General features: G+C 48.0%; 10 protein-coding genes. All 10 read left to right on the top strand.

Annotation, left to right across the window (positions count from 1 at the left end):
• The first annotated feature begins 70 nt into the window (after nt 1-70).
• The 10 genes from ACO6VG_RS11300 to ACO6VG_RS11255 all read left to right on the top strand — a co-directional run bounded on the left by ACO6VG_RS11300 (nt 71) and on the right by ACO6VG_RS11255 (nt 20333).
• Nucleotides 71-2167, top strand: coding sequence for a hypothetical protein (locus ACO6VG_RS11300; protein WP_422473905.1), 2097 nt, complete (start codon nt 71-73; stop codon nt 2165-2167).
• Between the two features lie 52 nt (nt 2168-2219).
• Entirely contained in the window at nt 2220-2528 is a 309-nt protein-coding gene (locus tag ACO6VG_RS11295) for a hypothetical protein (RefSeq protein WP_422139975.1), read from the top strand.
• 209 nt (nt 2529-2737) lie between these two features.
• Nucleotides 2738-4822, top strand: coding sequence for a hypothetical protein (locus ACO6VG_RS11290; RefSeq protein ID WP_422473903.1), 2085 nt, complete (start codon nt 2738-2740; stop codon nt 4820-4822).
• A gap of 187 nt (nt 4823-5009) precedes the next feature.
• The gene (locus ACO6VG_RS11285; protein ID WP_422473901.1) at nt 5010-7142 is read left to right on the top strand and encodes a hypothetical protein; all 2133 of its coding nucleotides are present in this window, start codon (nt 5010-5012) and stop codon (nt 7140-7142) included.
• A 181-nt stretch (nt 7143-7323) separates the two neighbouring features.
• Nucleotides 7324-9378: a hypothetical protein gene (locus tag ACO6VG_RS11280; protein ID WP_422411205.1), complete on the top strand. Its 2055-nt coding sequence runs from the start codon at nt 7324-7326 to the stop codon at nt 9376-9378.
• A 66-nt stretch (nt 9379-9444) separates the two neighbouring features.
• Nucleotides 9445-11493, top strand: coding sequence for a hypothetical protein (locus ACO6VG_RS11275; RefSeq protein WP_422473899.1), 2049 nt, complete (start codon nt 9445-9447; stop codon nt 11491-11493).
• A gap of 269 nt (nt 11494-11762) precedes the next feature.
• Nucleotides 11763-13118 carry a hypothetical protein gene (locus ACO6VG_RS11270; RefSeq protein WP_422473897.1) on the top strand — a complete coding sequence of 452 codons (1356 nt, stop codon included), beginning with the start codon at nt 11763-11765 and terminating at the stop codon, nt 13116-13118.
• Between the two features lie 132 nt (nt 13119-13250).
• Entirely contained in the window at nt 13251-15539 is a 2289-nt protein-coding gene (locus ACO6VG_RS11265; protein WP_422137001.1) for a hypothetical protein, read from the top strand.
• A gap of 605 nt (nt 15540-16144) precedes the next feature.
• Entirely contained in the window at nt 16145-17731 is a 1587-nt protein-coding gene (locus tag ACO6VG_RS11260; RefSeq protein WP_422473895.1) for a hypothetical protein, read from the top strand.
• A 286-nt stretch (nt 17732-18017) separates the two neighbouring features.
• Entirely contained in the window at nt 18018-20333 is a 2316-nt protein-coding gene (locus ACO6VG_RS11255) for a hypothetical protein (RefSeq protein WP_422473893.1), read from the top strand.
• The last annotated feature ends 201 nt before the right edge of the window (nt 20334-20534 follow it).

Here is a 20534-nt window from a genome sequence, read left to right as displayed (position 1 = left end):
GATCTATCCTTCCTATCTGTAGTCAGAATGCAAGAATAGAATTATTAAACACTCACTCTTTGCGGCACCTTTGTTGCTTCTACTGTCGCTGTCTCTCGCCTGTCAGGCTAAACTGTGGACAGGATGCTTTGCTGTTGAACTTGAAAAGAATTCAGGTTCGGCAAAACAGGGCTTTTCCATAAAGCGTAACCGACTAACACTAGCGGGAAACCCGTCAGACACTGTCGACATAGACGGCTATACCGGAGCAGCTTCACCACCAGATGACAAACGACACAGGCATGGCGATTCGAGCATTATTGAATTAATTTCATGGCAATGGCTTTACGCTGCTGACCTGCTGGTTGCTTTCGAACTGATCTTGACCGTTCAGGACGCTCTTCTTAAGTCAGAGCCTTATTCATGGCCACCTTTAGAAACGACTATTGTTGTCGCTTGGCTTCTAAAAAGCACCCGGAACCCTGATTCACCAATGTTTAACCCGATTGAACAACATGAGTCGAGTCAGGATCAGCCCTTTGCAACCATCACTACGATGTTTGGCTCCGAACGTAACCCACCACAATACCAGCCATCAGAATCACCGGGGCAGCAGACCCCAAAAGCCACCACCCAACCTGCGAGCTATTTTACTGATCCACTGTCCTCTGACTCTGGCGACGGTAACGAAGACCCTCAACAACACTTACACACTTTTGGTGTAAATTGTCTCGTTTATCCCTGTAATGGCGTTTGTCAATTCCGCCCCTCTTCCGATAACAGCGGTCCCGCTGAATGGCCGCTGAATTCCGGAGAAAGTTCCACAGGTCACTCAAAAGCAATATCCAAACAGAGTTCATGCCCTCATTTCGCTAATAGATACTGTCTGACTTGCACCTGTTATTTTGTTCCTGTAAATGCTATAGATACCCAACAAAACTCGACTTTCGTAACATTAGACGATCTTTCTGACATTGAATGCCCATTCGATTCTGGTCGACAGTTTGACTTACAGGCCTATGACATTGATAGCAGCCCGACCCATAGCTTCAACTCTATAGACTTAATGAATGCAGGGCCAGACTCAACAACTAATGTGACCGGGCCACTCAATGATGATGTGCCAATACCCGGCTACTGGCCATCCAACGCTCATCATTCTGCGGTTGTTAGTGGATCTTATCTGCAGAGTCTTCCCGAAGAAGCCGGGTTTTCCTCTATGCTCCCGCACCTGCCACCTCCAGTGGAAACTTCAGAAACACAACAAACCAATGCTGAATCTTCCCCATTGAGTCAACGCCAACCTCATCTTACCTCGACAGACACTGAACAGGCCCCTTCAGATCCAGAAAGCAAAGGCCACACCGGACAAAAAGTCTGTGATGTGAACGTGGTCAAGGAGGATGGCCAGCAGAAACCATGCGCGAAGGTCTTCAAGAATGCCAAAACCTTGTCGAATCACAGAAAAAGAGTCCACTCAGGGAAAAAAACCTGCTCGGCAACAATGCTTGGTGCAAATAACCAGCGGCAGCCATGTGGGCTAGTCTGCAAGAACTATCAGTTCCTTTTAGAACACAAAAGAAGAGAGCACAGCGGGCAGCAAATCTGCTACGTAAAAATAGTCGGAGAAGATGGCCAGCCACAGCAATGCAGGAAGGTCTTCAAGAACCCTAATAGCCTGTCGACTCACAAAAGAAGCACCCACAGCGGGCAACGAACCTGTGAGGTAATAGTGACCGGGAAGGATGGCCAGCCAAGGCAATGCGGATTGGTTTGCAGGAGTGCTCATGCCCTGTCGGCTCACAAAAGCGGTTATCACAGCGGACAAAAAACCTGTGACCTGGACATGGTCGGGGAGGATGGCCAACAAAGACTGTGCGGAATGGTCTGCAAAAATGCGAGAACCCTGTACTATCACAAAGCAAAAGACCACAGCGGGCAACAAACCTGTAACCTAAGCTTGGTGGGAAAGGATGGTCAACGGCAGCCATGCGGCAAAATAAGCAGCAATCTCAGATCTCTAACGGTTCACAAAAGAAGATACCACAGAGGGCAACAAACCTGTGAAATAACCATAGTTGGGGAGGATGGAGAGCAGCGACCATGCGGAATGGCTTTCGAAAGCAAAGGTGCCCTGTCGGATCACAAAAGAATACATCTAAAACACAAGCCTTTTGATCTGGATTAGTAATGGCTTCAATGCAGTCCTCTCAGTCAGGAGCAACACCCGGACAAGACTCATGCTCCCATTTTGCAAGAATGCTCGCGTCCTGACGGATCACAAAAGAAGCACCCACAGCGGACAACAAATCTGTGACTTAATCTTGTTGAGAGAGGACGGTCAACAGCAGCCATGCGGCAGAGTCTTCAACAATGCCAGAGCCCTGTTTGATCACAGAAGAAGACCCCACATCAGGAAAAAAATCTGTGACGTGCTCCTGGTCAGAGGGGATGAACAACCGAAGTCATTCGGGACTGTCTGTAAGAACTCCAGAGCCCTGTCGTATCACAAAAAAAATATCACTCCCAACAATAAATCCGTGACTTGACTGAAGTTGGGCAGGATGGGGGCAGAGTCCATGGGGGAAAGTCTGCAAGAGTGGTGTTTCCCGTTACAACCTTTGGTTTTTGACAGAGTTTTTCTGACGGAAAGATTTTGACAGATGAACACGTTTATTTTCTTGATCTATTCTTCCTTTCTGAAAAACCATGATGCAAGGATAGGATTATTAATCTCTCACTCCTTGCGGCAACGCTGTTGCTGCTATTGTCGTTGCCCGTCATCAGCCAGACTGGCCCGTGGTCAGGACCTCTCGTTGTCGAGTTTGTACAAGATTCAGGTTCTCCAAATGAGAGCTTTTCTATCGGACAGGTCTGGCATATATTACCAAATGAACCTTCAAATGTTGCCGTCAGAAACCACTATGCAGAACCAGATCTGCCACCCGAAATTAAACGATACAATAACTACAGTTACAGTCTGAAAACAACACTTATTGAGTCGGTTTTCTGGCAGTTGCTTTCTGCCAACGAGCTGCTGGCTGCCTACAAACTGATCCTGACTACTAAAAACACCCCCCTGAGCACCACACCTTATTCATGGATACCCGCAGAGGCGACTATAGCGGCGATCTGGATTATAAAAAACTATTGGCACCCCGATTCACCACTGCTTAACCCGATTGAACTACAGTCGACTTCTATGTTGACACAGTGGGAACAGCCGTTTTCAGCCATGATGACGTTTGGCTCCAGACATGACCTACAAAAATGCCAACCATTAGAATCATCGAGGCAGCATGCCCCGCAAGCCACTAGCCACCCTGCGGGCTATTCGACCCCCCCACTGAATAACAAGTATGGCGGCGATAACGGAGGTCCTGACCAACAGCTGCATACTTTGGATTTTAATTGTTTCGTTTATCCCTGCCTCGGTGTTTGTCGATTGCGACTACCATCCGATAGCAGATGGCCCGCTGAATGGATGATGAATTCCAAAGAGAGTGCAGCAGGCCAAACAGGAGCAATACCAGGACAAAGCTCATGCCCTCATTTAGCTGATGGAAACTGTCTTGGTTGCATAGACTATTCATATTCTGAAGACGCTATACATCCCGAACAAAACTCGCTTTTCTACACGTCAAACTATCTCCCTGACATCCAACTCCCATTCGATTCTGCCCCACTATCAGAGCCACTGCTCCACGACATTAGTGGCAAGCCCGACAATAGCAGCAACTATACAAACGAAGTCGCCTTAATCGGAGTCACCTCAGAGTCAATGGTTGCTGGAGCAATCTGTGCAACCAAGACTCCCGCACCACTCCATGATGATATGGCAGGGAATTTGTCTTCCGGCGCTGACGGTTTTGCAATCATTAGCAGGTCACTCGACCCAAATAATCTTCTCGAAGGAGCCACTGCTTCGGTTACTAACTGGTTCACCCCGTCATTGGCTGAACATTGCCAATACAACCTGTTGAATTACAGAGGCAACATCCGCACCAGGCAGGAAATATGTGACTTGACAGTAATCGGTCAGGATAATATGCCACAGCCATGCGGAAAAGTTTTCACGAATGCTAAATATCTGTCATCTCATAAAAACAGAATCCACAGGGGGCAAAAAATCTGTTATCTGACCGTGGTCGGTAAGAATGGCAAGCAGCGAGCATGTGGGATGGTCTTTAGGAATATTAAAGCCCTGTCGTATCACAAAATAAGCCAACACACCGGAGAACAAACCTGTAGCATGACCGTGGTCAGGGAGGATGGTCAGAAACGACCATGCGGTAAGGTCTGCAGGTCTTATAAATCCCTGTTGGATCACGAAAGAAGAGGGCATAGTCGGCAACAAACCTGTAACACGACCGTAACCGGAGAGGATGGCCAGCCGCAGCCATGCGGAAAGGTTTGCAAGAGCGCTAAAGCTCTTTCCGATCATAAAAGAAGAAAACACACCGGGCAAAAAACTTGTGACTTCAGAGTGGTCAGGGAGGATGGCCAGCTGCAGTCATGCGGGAAGATCCTCAGCAATGCCAGGGCCCTGTCGGATCATAAAAGAAGAAATCACAGCGAGCAAAAAACCTGTGAAACAATAGTGATCGCAGAGGATGGTCAGCCCAGGCCGTGCGGGAAGGTCTGCAAGAGTGCCCTGACCCTGCTTGAACACATAAGAGGATGCCACGCCAAGAAAAAGACCTGTAACTTTATAGTGGTCGCCAAGGATGGCCAGCAACGGCCATGTGGAAAAGTCTACAAAAGTGTTCTTTCCCTGGCAATTCACAAATGTTCACATGGAAAACTCAAGTTTGATGGTCTGGAGGATAGCCCCAACCCTTGATCTGAAACCCTCTTTAATGAGGTTTTGCCTCCTACAACCTTTGGCTTTTGACAGAGTTTTTTTAACAGAAGAACTTCAGCAGAAAAACACGCTTATTTTCTTGATCTATCCTTCGCTTTTTAAACCAGAAGGCAAGGATAGAATTATTAAACATACACTCTTCGCAGCACAGGTGTTGTTGCTTCTGTTGCGGTCTGTCTTCTGTCCGGCCGAACCGTCGACAGAACGTTTTTCTGTTAAGCTTGAACAGAATTCAGGCTCTCCAATACAGAGCTTTTCCAAGTGTGACTGTCATACATTGCCGGGCAGCCTGTCAGGCACGGACTGCAATACCATCTGTACAGGCTCCTTTTCGCTACCCGAGAATAAACGACAAATATTTCTCAGTTTCGAAATAAAATCGACCATTCCCGAGTCGATTTCGTGGCAATGGCTTTATGCCACCCAGCTGCTGGTTGCCTGTGAACTGATCCTGACTGCCAGAGACACCCTAATGATCTCCAAACCATATTTATGCCTGCCTGTAAAATTGGTTGTCGCTATCGGTTGGCTTTTGAAAAGTGACTGGAATCCCGATTCACCATTGTTTAGTCCTATTGTACGACATTGTTCATTTATTCTGACATGGGAGGATCGTCTGTTTGCGGTCATCACTTCAGCACTTGACTCTGGAAAGAACTCAGCACAATACCAGTCATCAGAATCATCCGGCCAAAACACCAGGGAAAAACTCACCTTCACTAAAGGCTATTTCAGCAACCTCCTGTATCCTGACTCTGACAATGGTGACGAGGGCCCTGAACAACACCAACACACGCTGAATTTAAATTGCTACGTCTATCCCTGTAATAACGTTTGCATATTCCGACCATCATTCGATAGTTGCGAGTTATCTGAACAGCCACTGGATTACAGAGGAAGCTCACCTCATCTGGCTAATGGACACTGCCTGGATTACATAGATCTTTGTCATCCGGAGACTGCTGAAGACTCCCGGGAAGACCCGCTTCCTGAAATACTGAATGATTTTTCTGATATACAACCCCTATTCAATTCACACCCAGTATTTGCTGGCAACTCTGTAGACGGGATCGCATTAAATGGAATCGCTTCTACAACAAATGCTGCCGAACCATTTAATGATGAATTGCCAATGCCCGGGAATTGGCCTTACACCGCTGACCATTTAATGGACATTAATGGCTCAAGCGATCTATATGATCTTCTCAGAGAGTCCGTTTTTTCCTCAACGCCTGATTATTCAGAAATACCTGGATCAACTACTGAATCATCCCAACCGGATGATGACCAACCTCATCTTTCCCCGGTAGGCGCAATAAATGCCAAAAACGACAGAAGACAACCAACCTGTGACGTAACAACAGTGGGAAAAGATGGCCAGTTGCGGCCATGTGGGGCCATCTTCAAGAATGCTCAATCTCTATCGGCTCACAGATACAGTTACCATACCGGGCAAAAAACCTGCACCAAGATTCTGATCGGAAAAGATGGCCAGTCACGGCCATGTGGGCTCGTCCTCAAGAATGCTCAATCTCTGTCGGCTCACAAAAGCAGTTACCATAGCGGGCAAAAAACCTGCAACGAGATTCTGGTCGCGAAGGATGGCCAGTCGCGCCGATGTGGGGCCGTCTGCAAGAATGCTCAAACCCTGTCGAGACACAAACAAAGAGACCACACCGGACAACAAAGCTGTGACATAAGGGTGTTTGGGAAGGATGGCCAGCTGCGACTCTGCGGGAAGGTCTGCAATAATGTCATTGCCCTGAGGGATCACAAAAGAAGAGCCCACGCCAAAGAATATGCCTGTCGGGCAACAGTGGTTGTGAAGAGTGGCCAGTCGCAGCCATGTGCAAGAGTTTGCAAGAGTCTTCAAGCCATGTCGGCTCACAAAACAAAATACCACAGCGGGCAACAAACCTGTGACGTGACCATGGTTGGGGAGGATGGCCAGCAGCAACCATGCGGAAAAGTCTTCAGTAATATCAGAACCCTTATGAGTCACAATCGAAGAGATCACTGTGAACAACAAATCTGTAACCTGACCGTGGTCGGAAAAAATGGCCTGCAGCAGCCATGCGGGAAGGCCTGTAGGAATGCCAAGGCTATGTCATCTCACAAAAGCAAATACCATACCGGGCGAAAAACCTGTGAAGTGACCGTAGTCGGGGAGGATGGTCAGCCGCAGCCATGCGGGAAGGTCTGCAACACTGCTCAAGCCCTGAACAATCACAAAAGGGTACATCGAAAGCACAAGCCTGTTGATGTTGACCAGGAGGCTGACAGAGGACAGCGCCCGTAGAGAGGATGCTCAAGTCCGACAGGCTCCTGGCAAATAGCTTCATAGACTTCGGCTTCAGTCCATAATCTGACACCCGCACCTTCTCATAAGGTGATCTATCCTTCATCTCTGTAAACCAGAATGCAAGGATAGGATTATTAAACACTCACTCTTAGCGGCACCACTAATACTGCTATTGTCTTTGTCAGTCGCCTTTAAGGCCGAACCATTGACACGACGTTTTATTGTCGAGCTCGAGCAGGATGCTGATTCTCCAAAACAGAACTTTTCTATAAAATGTGACCGTCCTACATTACCGGACAAAGCTTCAGGCACTGCCGACAACAACGGCTGCACAGGTTCCGATTTACCGCCTGATGGCAAACGACACAGACCTTACGTTTACGGGATAAAAACGCCCCTTGTTACATCGATTTTATTGCCTATGCTTTACGCCACTCACCTTCTGGTTGCTTACGAACTGATCCTGACTACCAAAGATGCCCCTCCGGACTCACTCCCCTATTCATGGTTGCCTTTAGACCTGGTTGTCGTTATCAGTTGGCTTTCAGAAAGTTATTGCAGTCCCGATTCACTGCTGTTTAAAGCCATTGAACGACGGGTGGCCTCCATGTCAACAACGGGGGACCACCCGTTTGCAATCATCACTGCGATGTTTGGCTCCAGACGTGCGTCACCACACCATCAGCCATCAGAATCCTCCGCCCAGCAAGTCCCACATGACACTGCGCAACTTACAGGCTCTTTAATCGGCTCTTTGAATTCTGGCTCCGGAGGCGGTGACCGGGACCCTCAACAAAACGTGCACACTCTGGGCTTGAATTGCTACATTTATCCCTGTCATGGCATTTGTCAATTCCGACTCTCATCCGATGTCAGAGAGCCCGCTAAATGTTTGCCGAACTTCGAAGAAAGTTCGACAAGCCTCACAGCAATATCAGGACAAAGCCCATGCTCTCATTTGGCTGATGGCCACTGCCTTGGTTGCAGAGTTCATTTTGACCCGACAAACCCTTCCAGCTCCCAGCAACTCTCGCCGTCAGGAAAATTGAACAATCTCGCTGCCATTCAACTCCAATCTACTTCTGGCCAATTACTTCAGGCTCATGACATTAATGAAACACCTGCAAATATCTGCAACTACAGAGAGTCAACAGTTGCAGGGACCGCCTGCACCAATGACCCTAAAGGGCCAGTCAATGATGATGTGTCAAAGCCAGTGAATGAAATTAAACATTTCCAACGAGCCCTTTCGGGTCACAAACGCAAACACCGCACCAGGCAACGAACCTGTGACGTGACCGTGGTTGGTAGAGATGGGCAGCAAAAGCCATGCGGAAAGGTCTGCAAAAGGGCTCAGGATCTGCCTGAACACAAATGCAAATATCACGACGGACCAAAAACCTGCAACGTGACCGTAGTTTGGCAAAATGGCCAGCCGCAGTCGTGCGGGAGGACCTGCAAGAATAGCAGCGCCCTGTCAACTCATAAAAGCACATTCCACAGCGGGCAACGAACCTGTGGCGTGCCCGAAGTCAGAGAGGACGGCCAGCTGCAGCCATGCGGGAAAGTCTTCAAGAATGCTCAATCTATGTATTCTCACAAAAAAAGCCATCACAGCGAGCCAAAGACTTGTGTCTTCTCCATGGTCAGGGGAGATGGTCAGCAACGGCCATGCGGGAAAGTCTTTAGGAGTGCTCAGTCTCTGGCAACCCATAAAAGCAGAGTCCACAGAGGGGAACAAACCTGCGAGGTGACGGTGGTCACAGAGGATGGTCGGCTACAGCCATGCGGAAAGATCTGTAAAAACCATCTATGTCTGTCATCTCACAAAGACAGAGTCCACGGTGTTATTCGAACCTGTGATGCGACGGTGATCGGTAAGGACGGTCAACAGCGACCATGCGGAACGGTCTGTAAGAATCCCAAAGTCTTGTCACATCACAAAAGAAACTTCCACTCCGGACAGCAAGTCTGTGACGTGATCGTGGTCGGGGAGGATGGTCAACATCAGCCATGCGGAAGAGTCTGCAAGAGTGCTCCCGCCCTATCAATTCACACAAGAAGAAACCACGGCGAGATAAAATTCTGTGATGCGATCGTGGTCGGGCAAAATGGTCAACAGCGGCCGTGCTGGACGATCTGCAAGAGTGCCCTCGCCCTTTCGGATCACAAAAGGATACATCAAAAACGCAAGCCTGTTGATGTCAAACAGAATGACAAGTTCAGTCCCTGATCTGACACTCGCATTTTCAAGAGTTGATCTATTCTTCCTCTCTGTAAAAGACAATGCAAGGATAGAATGGTTAAGCATATATTCTTTTCAGCAGTGTTGTTGCTGATACTTTCGTTATCTGTCACCTGTCAGGAAGAGCCGTTGACACGACGTTTTTTTGTCGAGCCTGGACAGGATTCAGGCTCTCTAAAAAAGAACTTTTCTATAAAACCTGTCATACCTGCATTGCCGGACAACCCATCAGACATTGCCGACAACGACGGCTGTGCGAGGTCCGGCTCATCGCTTGATAACAAACGTCATAAACAAAACAGTTACGAAACAAAAACGCCCCTTGTTGAGTCGATTTCGTGGCAGTTGCTTCGCGCCACTCACCTGCTGTTTGCTTATGAACTAACCCTGACCACCAGAGATGTTACACTTTACTCTACTCCTTATTCATGGCTACCTGTAGAAGTGGCTATCATTGCCGAGTGGCTTTTGAAAAGCTATTGGAACCCCGGTTTTCCGCTGTTTAGCCCAGTTGAACAAAAAGCAGCATCTGTGGGAGCACACCCGTTTGCTACCATCACTGTGATGTTTGGCTCTGATCATAACCAGCAACAATATCAGTCATCAAAGTCATCCGGGCAGCAAGCCCCAAAGCCTCTCCCTCACCCTAAAGCCTCTTTCATCAGCCAACTGAATAATGACTATGGCGGCAACAGAGGCCCTCAACAACATTCACATACCTTGGAATTAAATTGTTACGTCTCTCCCTGTCATGGCGTTTGTCAATTGCAACCATCATCAGATAGCAGAGAACCCGCTGAATGGTCGCCGAATTCCGTAGCAAGCTCATGTCCCCACTTAGTTATTGGACACTGCTTAAATTGTGTAAGTCATTTTGATTTTTTATACACGGCAGATTCACAAGAAAAATTGTTCCTTGGAGCTTCGAATGATCTTTCTGATGTTCAACTTCCTTTTGATTCTGACCGACTATTTGATGACAACTTTATTGACGGGGTCGCCTTAGACGGGGTCGCCCTGGACGGGGCCGCCGATACGACCGGCGCTGCGGGTTCACTCAATGATGATGCACCAGTACTCGCGAGTTTTCCTACTACCACCCATGGTTTTGCGGCCATTCAAAAAGCATCCGATCTACAGCCTCCTATTCAAGAAGACGGTTTTTTTATTACGCTTAAACATTCAGAAACGCAACCAAGATCATCCCAATTGGATCAGAATCTGCCTCGTCTTTCCCGGACGGGGTCAAATCAAGCCACAGCCCACAGCGGACAGAAAGCCTGCAACGCAACAGTCATTGGAAAGGATGGCCAACTCTGGCCATGCGGGAAGGTCTGCAAGAATGCTCAGGCCTTGTCGCTTCACAGAAGAATGCACCACAGCGGGCAAGAAACCTGTAATGCAACAGTGGCCGGAAAGGATAGTCAGCAGCGGCCGTGCGGTAAGATCTGCAAAAATCTTTCATCCCTGTACAATCACAAAAGCAATGCCCACAGCGGACAAAAAACCTGTGCTGCAACAGTGGTTGGTGAGGATGGCCTGCTGCAGCCATGTGGAACAGTATGCAAGAGTACCAAAAGCTTCTCGGATCACAAAAGAAACTTCCACAGTGGTCGAAAAACCTGTGACTTGAAAATAGTCGGGGAAGATGGTCAACCGCGACCATGCGGGACGATCTGCAAAAATTTTTTAACCCTTTCTAATCACAGAAGAGACGTGCACAGCGGACAACAAACCTGTGATGGAATACTGGTCGGGGAGGATGGCCAGCCGCAGCCATGCGGGTTGGTCTGCAAGAATACTCAGATCCTGTCCTATCACAAAAGTTTAATCCACACTGGGCAACAAATCTGTGACGTGACCATAGTCGGGGAAGATGGCCAACAGCAGCCATGCGGGAAGGCCTGTAAGAATGCTCATGCCCTGTCATCTCACAAAAGCAAATACCACACCAGGCCAAAAGCCTTGGGTGAGATAGTGGTCCGGAATAATGACCGGCAGCGGCCACGCGGGAGGGTCCGCCGCCCTGCTGAAACCCTGTCGGACCACAAAAGAAAACATCGAAAACGCAAGCCTGCTGATGCGAACCAGGACGATGACTAAATCAGAATGCAAGATAGAATGATTAAGCACCCATGCTTTATGGCGTCACTTTTGCTGCTGTCGTTACCTGTCGCCTCTGATTGATTCGATGTCGTGGCAATGGTTTTACACCACATACCCGTTGATCGCTTACGAACTGATCCTGACCACTAAAGACACAACAAACACGCTTATGTTCTTGATCTATCCTTCCTCTCTGTATTCAGGAATCCAAGGACAGAATTATTAAAGGCTCACTCTTTGCGGCACCGCTGTTGCTGCTAATTTCGATGTCTTTCGCCTGTCAGGACAAACACTGGACAGGACGCTTTACTGTCGAACCTGAACAAAATTCAGGTTTTCCAAACCAGGGCTTTTCTATGAAGCATAACCTGAACACATTGTCGGGCAAGCCGTATGTCACTACCGACATAAACGACTATTCAGGATCGGATTCGCCGCTCTATAGTTCACGACATATATCGTTTATTTATAAATTAAACAGAAGCATCATTGAGTCAATTTCCTGGCATTTGCTTTGCGCTACTCAGCTGCTGGTTGCTAACGAAGTGACCCTGATTGCCAGAGACGACCCACTAAGCTTAGCCCTTTATTCAAAGTTACCTGCCGAAATAATTGTCACAGTCGGCTGGCTTTTAAATAGCTATTGGAGGGCTGATTCACCGCTCTTTAACCGAATACAACAACCTGATCTGATCGCACAACAGGCGAGTCAGAACCACCTGCCTGCGATTACTGTTATGATGTTAAACTCCGGATATAAACCATCAAACTACCAGCCATCACAATCTTCCAGCCAGCGGCCCCCTCAAGCCACCAGCCAATCAGTAAGCTATTTCTCTCATACCTTACATTCTAACTCAGGCAAAGGTAACGGAGACCCTCAACAACACCGTCATACGCTGAGTTTAAATTGTTTCGTCGATCCTTGTCATGGCGTTTGTCAATTCCGATCACTATCCGATAACAGAGGGTCTGATGAAAGTTTGCAGAATTCCCTGGAGACAGGTCAGGCAGAAGCATCTACCAGACAGAGCTCATGCCCTGATCTGCCCTATGAATCCTACTTAGGCTGTATCGGCTATCTTGATCCTGTAAACGACAAAGATTCCCGAAAAAACTCACCTGTAGAAACATCCTGTGATCTTTTTGACATTGAACATCCATACGACTCTGGAAATATGTTTGATATAAAGGCCTATGACATTGATAACGACCCAGCCAACTTCAACTTTATAGACCCAATGAGTGCCGAGGCTGGCTTTAAAGATGACACAGGCGGAACACTCAATGATGACGCATCAATGCTCAGGAATGATTACGCTCCCCGGGAATTAACTTCGACTTGTCAGTCAGCCCTGTTGGATCACAGAAGAAAATACCGAAGGCAAAAAGTCTGTGACATGGCCATAGTCGGAAATGATGGCCAAACCCTGTCGGATCAGAAAATAAAAAAAGACTACTCCAGACAAAAAATCTGTGGCTATACCGTGATCAGGGAGGATGGCCTGGAAGGGCCATGCGAAAAGATCTGCAATAATAGTAAAGCCCTGAGGAAGCACAAAAGAAAGCATCGTAAACGCAAGCTTGATGATCTAAGACAAGTCGATAGCTTCAGTCTTTGATCCGACACCCAAAACTCATAAGGGAAGCACAGATACATACTTATTTCTTGATCTATCCTTCCTCTCTGTAAACCAGAATGCAAGGATAGAATTATTCAACACTTACTCTTTACTGCACTGCTTTTGCTACCGTTGTCTTTGGTCTGTCAGGCCGAGCCATGGACAGTGCGTTTTACTGTCAAATTTGAGCAGAGTAAAGGCTCTCAAAAGCAAAACTTTTTTATAGAGAGTGATCGCCGTACTTTGTCGGGCATCCCGTCAGGCAGCACCGAAATAAACGTCCATGAAGGATCATATTTTTCGCCTGATTATAAACGACATAAACACATCGATTACGAAGTAAAAGCCACTATCATTGAATCGATTTCATGGCAATGGCTCTACGCTTCTAGTCTGCTGATTGCTTATAAACTGATCCTGACTATCAAAGACATGCCCTTAAATTCCAATCCTTATTCATGGTTACCTGTAGAAGTGATTGTCGGCTGGCTGTTAAAAAGCTACTGGAAACCCGATTTACTGCTGTTTAACCCGATTGACCAACAAGCAGCATCTATATTGAGACACGGGGGTCAGCCATTTGCGCCCATCACTACAATGTTTGGCTCCGGACATAAATCGTCACAACACCCGTCATCAGAATCATCCGTCCAACAAGCCCCACAAGCCAATAACATACCTACAGGCTATTCAACTCATCTTCTGTATTCTGACTCTGGCGACGGTAATGATGGCCCTGAACAAAACTCACACACTTTAGGTTTAAATTGTTTCGTCCATCCCTGTCATGGCGTTTGTCAATTCCAACCAGCATCCGATAACAGCTGGCCCGTTGAATGGATGCTGAATTCCGAAGAAAATTCGACAAACTACACAGAAGCAGCACCCGGACAAAGCTCACACCCTCATTTACTGGAAGGACACTGCTTAAATTGCATAAGTCAAAGCCAAACCTTTCAGTCTCAGGCTCATCAGCCTGATGATGAGCCAATGTCCCAGGTGGCACCAGCCACTACCGATGATGTGATTATAATCACCGGGTTACTCAATCTACGTAAAAGTAGTTCTCTCGAAGAAACCTCAACTTCCTCTGCACTCACTCATTTGCCCTCTCCATTGGAGACATCAGAAACACAACAAACAACAGAATCATCTCAATTGAGTCAGAGCCCACCTCGCTTTTCCAAGACAGGCACAGCACAGAGCACAGACCACACTCGGCAACGAAGCTGTGACGTGACCATAGACGAGAAGAATGGCCAACAGCAACCCAGCGGGAAAATCTTCAAGGGCACTCAAGCCTTGTCAGCTCACAAAAGGTTTAGCCATACAGGACAACATACCTGTGACTTAACTGTGGTCGGGGAGAATAACCAGCAGCGACCATGCGGGATTGTCTGCAAAAATGCTCAAGCCCTCACCGATCACAAAAGAAGATACCACACCGGGCAACAAACCTGTGGCGTAACCGTAGTCGGGCAGGATGGCCAGAAGCGCCCTTGTGGGGCAGTCTGTAAGAATGCTAAAGCCCTGTCGTCTCACAAAAGCGGCATCCACAGGGTGCAACAAATCTGTCGCACAACAGTGATCAGGAATGGCCAGCCGGAGCCATGCGGGGAGCTCTGCAGGACAGCTAAAGCTCTGGCAGGACACAAGCGCAGATACCACAGCGGGAAAAAAACCTGTGACTTTATAGTGTTAGGGGAGGATGGTCAGCAGCGGCCATGCAAAAAGGTTTACAAAAATGCTCAAACTCTGTTGTATCACAAAGGAAAAGAACACGGCAGGAAAAAAACCTGCGATATGATGGTGTTCACAGAGGATGGTCAGCAGCTGCCATGCAGAAAAGCCTTTGGCAATGCTAAAACGCTGTCGTATCACAAAAGAAAAGAACATACAGGACCACAAACCTGTGACGTGACTGTGGTTGGGGAAGCTGGCCAGCAACTGCCGTGCGGGAAGACCTGCAACAATTTTCAAGCCCTCTTGAATCACAAGAAAGCATGCCACACAGAAAAACTTATCTGTAACTTAACTGTGGCCGGGGAGAATGAGCAGCCGCAGCCATGCGGGAAGGTCTGCAAAAATGCTCAGGCCTTGGTGGATCACAAAAGAAGACACCACACCGGGCGGCAAACCTGTAACGAAACCGTCGTCGGTAAGAATCGCCAGCTACGGCCTTGCGGGCGAGTCTGCAAGAACGCCAGAACCCTGTCAGCTCACAAAACCAGGCTTCACAGACAGCAACGGACCTGTCACTTGACAGTGATTGGGGAGGATGGTAAGCAGCGACCATGCGGAAAGGTTTTCAAGGATGCTCAAGCGCTGTCGGATCACAAAAGAATGCATCGAAAACGCAAACCTGCTGACGGGAACCTGGACAATGAACTCAGTCATCAAGAAGGTAAAGTGAGTAAGTAACCATCTGACTCCAATCTTTTCGTGAAGTTTTGCCCTGTAAAGCCTTTAGTTTCTGACAGAAGTTTTTGAATAGAAAAACACGCGAATTGTCTTGATCTATCCTTCCTCTCTGTAAACCAGAACTCAAGGATAGAATTATTAAACACTTACTCATTACTTCGCTGCTTTTTCTGCCACTTACGTTTTCTGTCGTCTGTCAGGCAGAACCGTGGACAAGATGTTTTACTGTCGATCTTGAACAGAGTACAGGATCTCAAAAGCAAAACTTTTTTATACATCCTGAACCCAATATATCGTCGGGCACCCCGTCAGAAATCACCAAAACAAATGTCTATACAAGATCAGACTCACCGCCTGACGATAAACAACATAACGCCTGCAATTACGGGGTAAAAACAACCATTATTGAACCGATTTCATGGCAATGGTTCAACGCCGCGAATCTGGTAATTGCTTACGAACTGATCCTGACCATCAAAGACACGCCCTTAAATTCCAATCCTTACTCGTGGCTACCCGCAGAAGTGATTGTCGGCTGGCTTTTAAAAAGCTCTTGGAAACCTGATTTACAGCTGTATAACCCGATTGAACAGCAGGCGACATCCATGTTGAAACAGAGGAATCAACCATTTGCGACCATCACTACAATGTATGGCTCCACACATAACCCTCGACAATACCCGTCATCAGAAGCAACTGGCCAGCAAGCCCCACAAGCTACTAACAACCCTACAGGCTATTTCACTCATCGTCTGTATTCTGACTCAGGCAACGGTAATGAAGATCCTGAACAAAACTCACACACTTTAGGTTTAAATTGTTTCATTCATCCCTGCCATGGCGTTTGTCGATTCCGACCAGCGTTCCATAGCAGTGAGCCCGTTGAATGCCCCCTGAATTCCGAAAAAAAATCGACAGACCACATAGAAGCAGCACCCGGACAAAGCTCACGCCCTCATTTTTCAAACAGTCACTGCTTGAGTTGCAAAAGTGATTTTGATTCTTTAAAGGCTACAGATTCGAGACAAATCCCGCCTGTCGATACATTGAATGATCTCTCTCCTAGTCAGTACCAACAGGCTTCCTGCCAACCCTTTCAGCCTGATGAAGCGGGAATGCCTGAGAATTTACCTGCCACCTCTGCTGACATGATTATAATCGACGGGTTACTCAATCTACGTAAGCAGCCTCCTCTCGAAGATGCCAGAAACTCACTGACCATCAACAATTCTTCCACTCCAATAGGGACTTCAGAAATACAACAAACAACAGGATCATCCCAACCGGGTCAGAACCTGCCTCTCTCCCGAACAGCCACGAAGCAGACCTCAGACCGCAGCGGGCAACAAACGTGTGGCTTAACCACCATTGGGCAGGATGGCCAACCGCAGCTTTGTGGTTCAGTCTGCAAGAATGCCAGAGCCCTGTCGTCTCACAAAAGTGGCATCCACAGGGTGCAACAAACCTGTCACTTAACAGTGCTCGGGGAGGATGGTCAGCAGCGATCATGCGGGAAGATCTGCACAAACGCCCAAGCCCTGTCAGCTCACAAAAGAAAAAGCCACACCGGAGAACAATTCTGTGACGTAACCATGGTCGGGCAGGATGGCCAGCTGCAGCCTTGCGGAGAAGTTTGCGAGAATGCTCAAGCCCTGTCATCTCACAAAAGCAACATCCACTGCGGACAAAAAACCTGTGACGTCATCGTGGACGGGCAGGATGGCCAGCCGCAACCTTGCGGAAAAGTTTGCAAGCATGCTAAAAACCTGTCGGATCACAAAAGGAAAGACCACAGCGGGCAACAAACCTGTGACGTTACCCTGGTCGGGCCGGATGGCCAACTGCGACCGTGCGGGGTAGTTTGCAAGAATGCTAAAAACCTGTCGTGTCACAAAAGTGGCATCCACAGGGTGCAACAAACCTGTCACTTCACAGAAGTCGGGGAGGATGGTCAGCAGCAGCCATGCGGGAAGGTCTGCAGAAATGCTCGAGCCCTGATGTATCACAAAAGAAAAGAACACACGGGGCAACATGCCTGTCACTTGACCGTGGTCGGGAAGGATGGCCAACAGCGATCATGCGGAAAGCTCTGTAAGACTGCAAAAGCGCTGTCGGATCACAAAAGAATACATCGAAAACGCAGACCTGCTAACAGGGACCCGGACAACGACCTCAGCAAGGCGGCAAAGTGAGTAAGTAACCGTCTGACTGCAACCCTTTCGTGAGGCTTGCCCTGTACAGCTATAGCCTCCTGGTTTCTGGCAGAAGTTTTTTAATAGAAAAACACGCTGATTTTCTTGATCTATCCTTCCTCTCTGTAAACCAGAACGCAAGGATAGAATTATTCAACACTCACTCTTTTCTGCACTGCTTTGCCTGCTAGTGCCATTGTCTGTCCTCTGTCAGGCAGAACCCTCGACAGGGCATCTAAAAATCGACCATGAGCAGGGTGCAGGATCTCAACAGAAAAACTTTGTCATGAAAAGTGGCCGCCGTAGGTTTTCGGAAAACCCGTCAGACATTAGCGAAACAAAGGCCTACTCAGGATCAGATTTTCCACCTGATGATAATCGACATAATCCCTGCGTTTACGGGGTAACAATCACTACCATTGAGTCGTTTTCATGGCAATGGCTCTATGCCACGAATCTGGCGCTTGCTTACGAACTGATCCCTACCATCAAAGACAAGCCCTTAAGTTACAATCCTTATTTATGGTTACCTTTAAAAGTGATTGTTGGCTGGCTTCTAGGAAGCTATTGGACCCCTGATTCACCATTGTTTAAACTGATTGAACTACAGTCGGCATCTATGCTGAGGCAGGGGGATAAGCCGTTTGTGACCATCACTACAATGTTTGGCTCCGGACATAACCCTCCACAATACCCGTCATCAGAACCATCCGGCCAACAAGCCCCAAAAGCCACGACCCATCCTTCAGGCTATTCCACCCATCCAGTGTACTCTGATTCTGGCAATGGTAACGAAGACCCTGAACAAGATTCACACACTTTAGGTTTAAATTGTTTCGTTCATCCCTGTCGTGGCTTTTGTCGATTGCGAACATCAACCGATAGCACAGAACCTAATGAATGGCCGCTGAATTCCAGAGAAAATTCGACAGCCCCCACAAAAACAGCACCCGGGCAAAGCTCACACCCTCATTTGACGGATGGACACTGCTTGAGCTGCGTAAGTGGTTTTGCTTCATGGCAACCCTTTCAGCCTGAGACTCATCAACCTGATGACGCAGGAATGCCCGGAAATCTGTCTGCCACTGCTGATGACTTGATCATAATCAACGGGTTACTCAATCTACGCAGGCACCGCCCCCCCGGAGAAACCATCACTTCTTTTACGATTAAGCATTTGCCCTCTCCAATGGCGACTTCAGAAACACAACAAACAAGAGGATCATCCCAACTGAGCCGAACTCGCCTTTCCCAAACAGGCACAAAACAAGCCAGAGATCACAGCAAGCAACGAACCTGTGACGTGACCATAGTCGGGGAGAATGGCCAACAGCGTCCGTGCGGGAAGGCTAGCATGAATGCTCATTCCCTGTCGTCTCACAAAAGCAGATACCACAGCGGGCAAAAAGCCTGTGACATGATGGTGATCGGGGAGGACGATCAGGATCGACCATGCGGGAAGATCTGTATGAACACTCAAGCCCTGATAGCACACAAAAGAAAAAGCCACAACGTACTAAGAACCTGTAACAAAATCGTCTTCGGGCAGGATGGCCAACAACGGCCATGCGGGACAATCTGTAACGAAGCTCAAGCCCTGGCGGATCACAAAAAAAGATACCACAGCAGACGACAAACCTGTGACTTAAACGTCGTCGGGCAGGATGGCCAGCTGAAGCCCTGCGGAGTAATCTGCAAGAATGCTGCAACCCTGTCGGCTCACAAAAGCACTATGCATATGGGGCAACGAGCCTGTCAACTCACAGTGGTCGGAGAGGATGGTCAGCAGCGACCATGCGGGAAAGTCTGTAAAAATGCTCGAGCTCTGAAGTATCACAGAAGAAAAGAACACACAGGGCAACAAACCTGTAGCATGACCGTGGTCGCAGAAAGTGGCCAGCAACAGCCATGCGGGAAGATCTGCAAGAGCGTTCAAGCTCTCTCAACTCACAAAAGAATAGTCCACACTGGACAACAAACCTGTGACCTGACCGTGGTCGGGAATAATGGCCAGCAGTGGCGATGCGGTAAGGTTCTCAACAATGCTCAAGCACTCTGCGATCACAAACGAAGACACCACAGCGGGCAAAAAATCTGTGAAGCAACCTTGGTCGGGCAGGATGGCCAGCTTCGACCTTGCGGATCAGTCTGCAAGAATGCCAGAGCCCTGTCGTCTCACAAAAGCAGTATGCACAGGACACAAAAGACCTGTCACTTAACAGTGATCGAGGATGGACAGCCGCAGCTATGCGGGAAGCTCTTCAAGACTGCCAGAGCTCTTTCAGAACACAGAAGAAGATATCACGGCAGGCAACAAACCTGCGACAAAACCGTGGTCGGCGAGCATGGTCAGCAGCGGCCATGCGAAAAGCCCTGTAAGAATGCTGAAGATCTGGCGAAACACAAAAGAAGAAACCACACAGGGCAACAAACCTGCGACAAAACCGTGGTCGGCGAGCATGGTCAGCAGCAGCCATGCGGAAAGCTCTTTAAGAATTCTAAAGCTCTGGCGAATCACAAAAGAATACATCGAAAACGCAAACCTGCTGATGAGGATCTGCACGATGACCTCAGTCTCCAAGAAGGTAAAGTGAGTAAGTAACCATCTGACCCCAACCCTTTCATGAAGATTTGTCCAGTTCAGCCTCTAGTTTCTGACAGAAGGTTTTTGATAGAAAAACACGCTAGTTGTCTTGATCTATCCTTCCTCTCTGTAAACCAGAATGCAAGGATAGAATTATTAGACACTTACTCTTTACTGTACTGCTGTTTCTGCTGCTGCCATTGTCTGTGCCATCTCAGG

Origin of the sequence: Endozoicomonas sp. ALB032 (assembly GCF_049310125.1) — a bacterium.
GTDB lineage: Bacteria > Pseudomonadota > Gammaproteobacteria > Pseudomonadales > Endozoicomonadaceae > Endozoicomonas_A.
This window is presented reverse-complemented; position numbering and strand designations above follow the sequence as displayed.

Coding starts and splice junctions, on each gene's coding strand:
- ACO6VG_RS11295 (WP_422139975.1), top strand. CDS start 2,220: ATGCTCCCATTTTGCAAGAATGCTCGCGTCCTGACGGATCACAAAAGA.
- ACO6VG_RS11275 (WP_422473899.1), top strand. CDS start 9,445: ATGGTTAAGCATATATTCTTTTCAGCAGTGTTGTTGCTGATACTTTCG.
- ACO6VG_RS11270 (WP_422473897.1), top strand. CDS start 11,763: ATGTCTTTCGCCTGTCAGGACAAACACTGGACAGGACGCTTTACTGTC.
- ACO6VG_RS11260 (WP_422473895.1), top strand. CDS start 16,145: ATGTTGAAACAGAGGAATCAACCATTTGCGACCATCACTACAATGTAT.
- ACO6VG_RS11255 (WP_422473893.1), top strand. CDS start 18,018: ATGAAAAGTGGCCGCCGTAGGTTTTCGGAAAACCCGTCAGACATTAGC.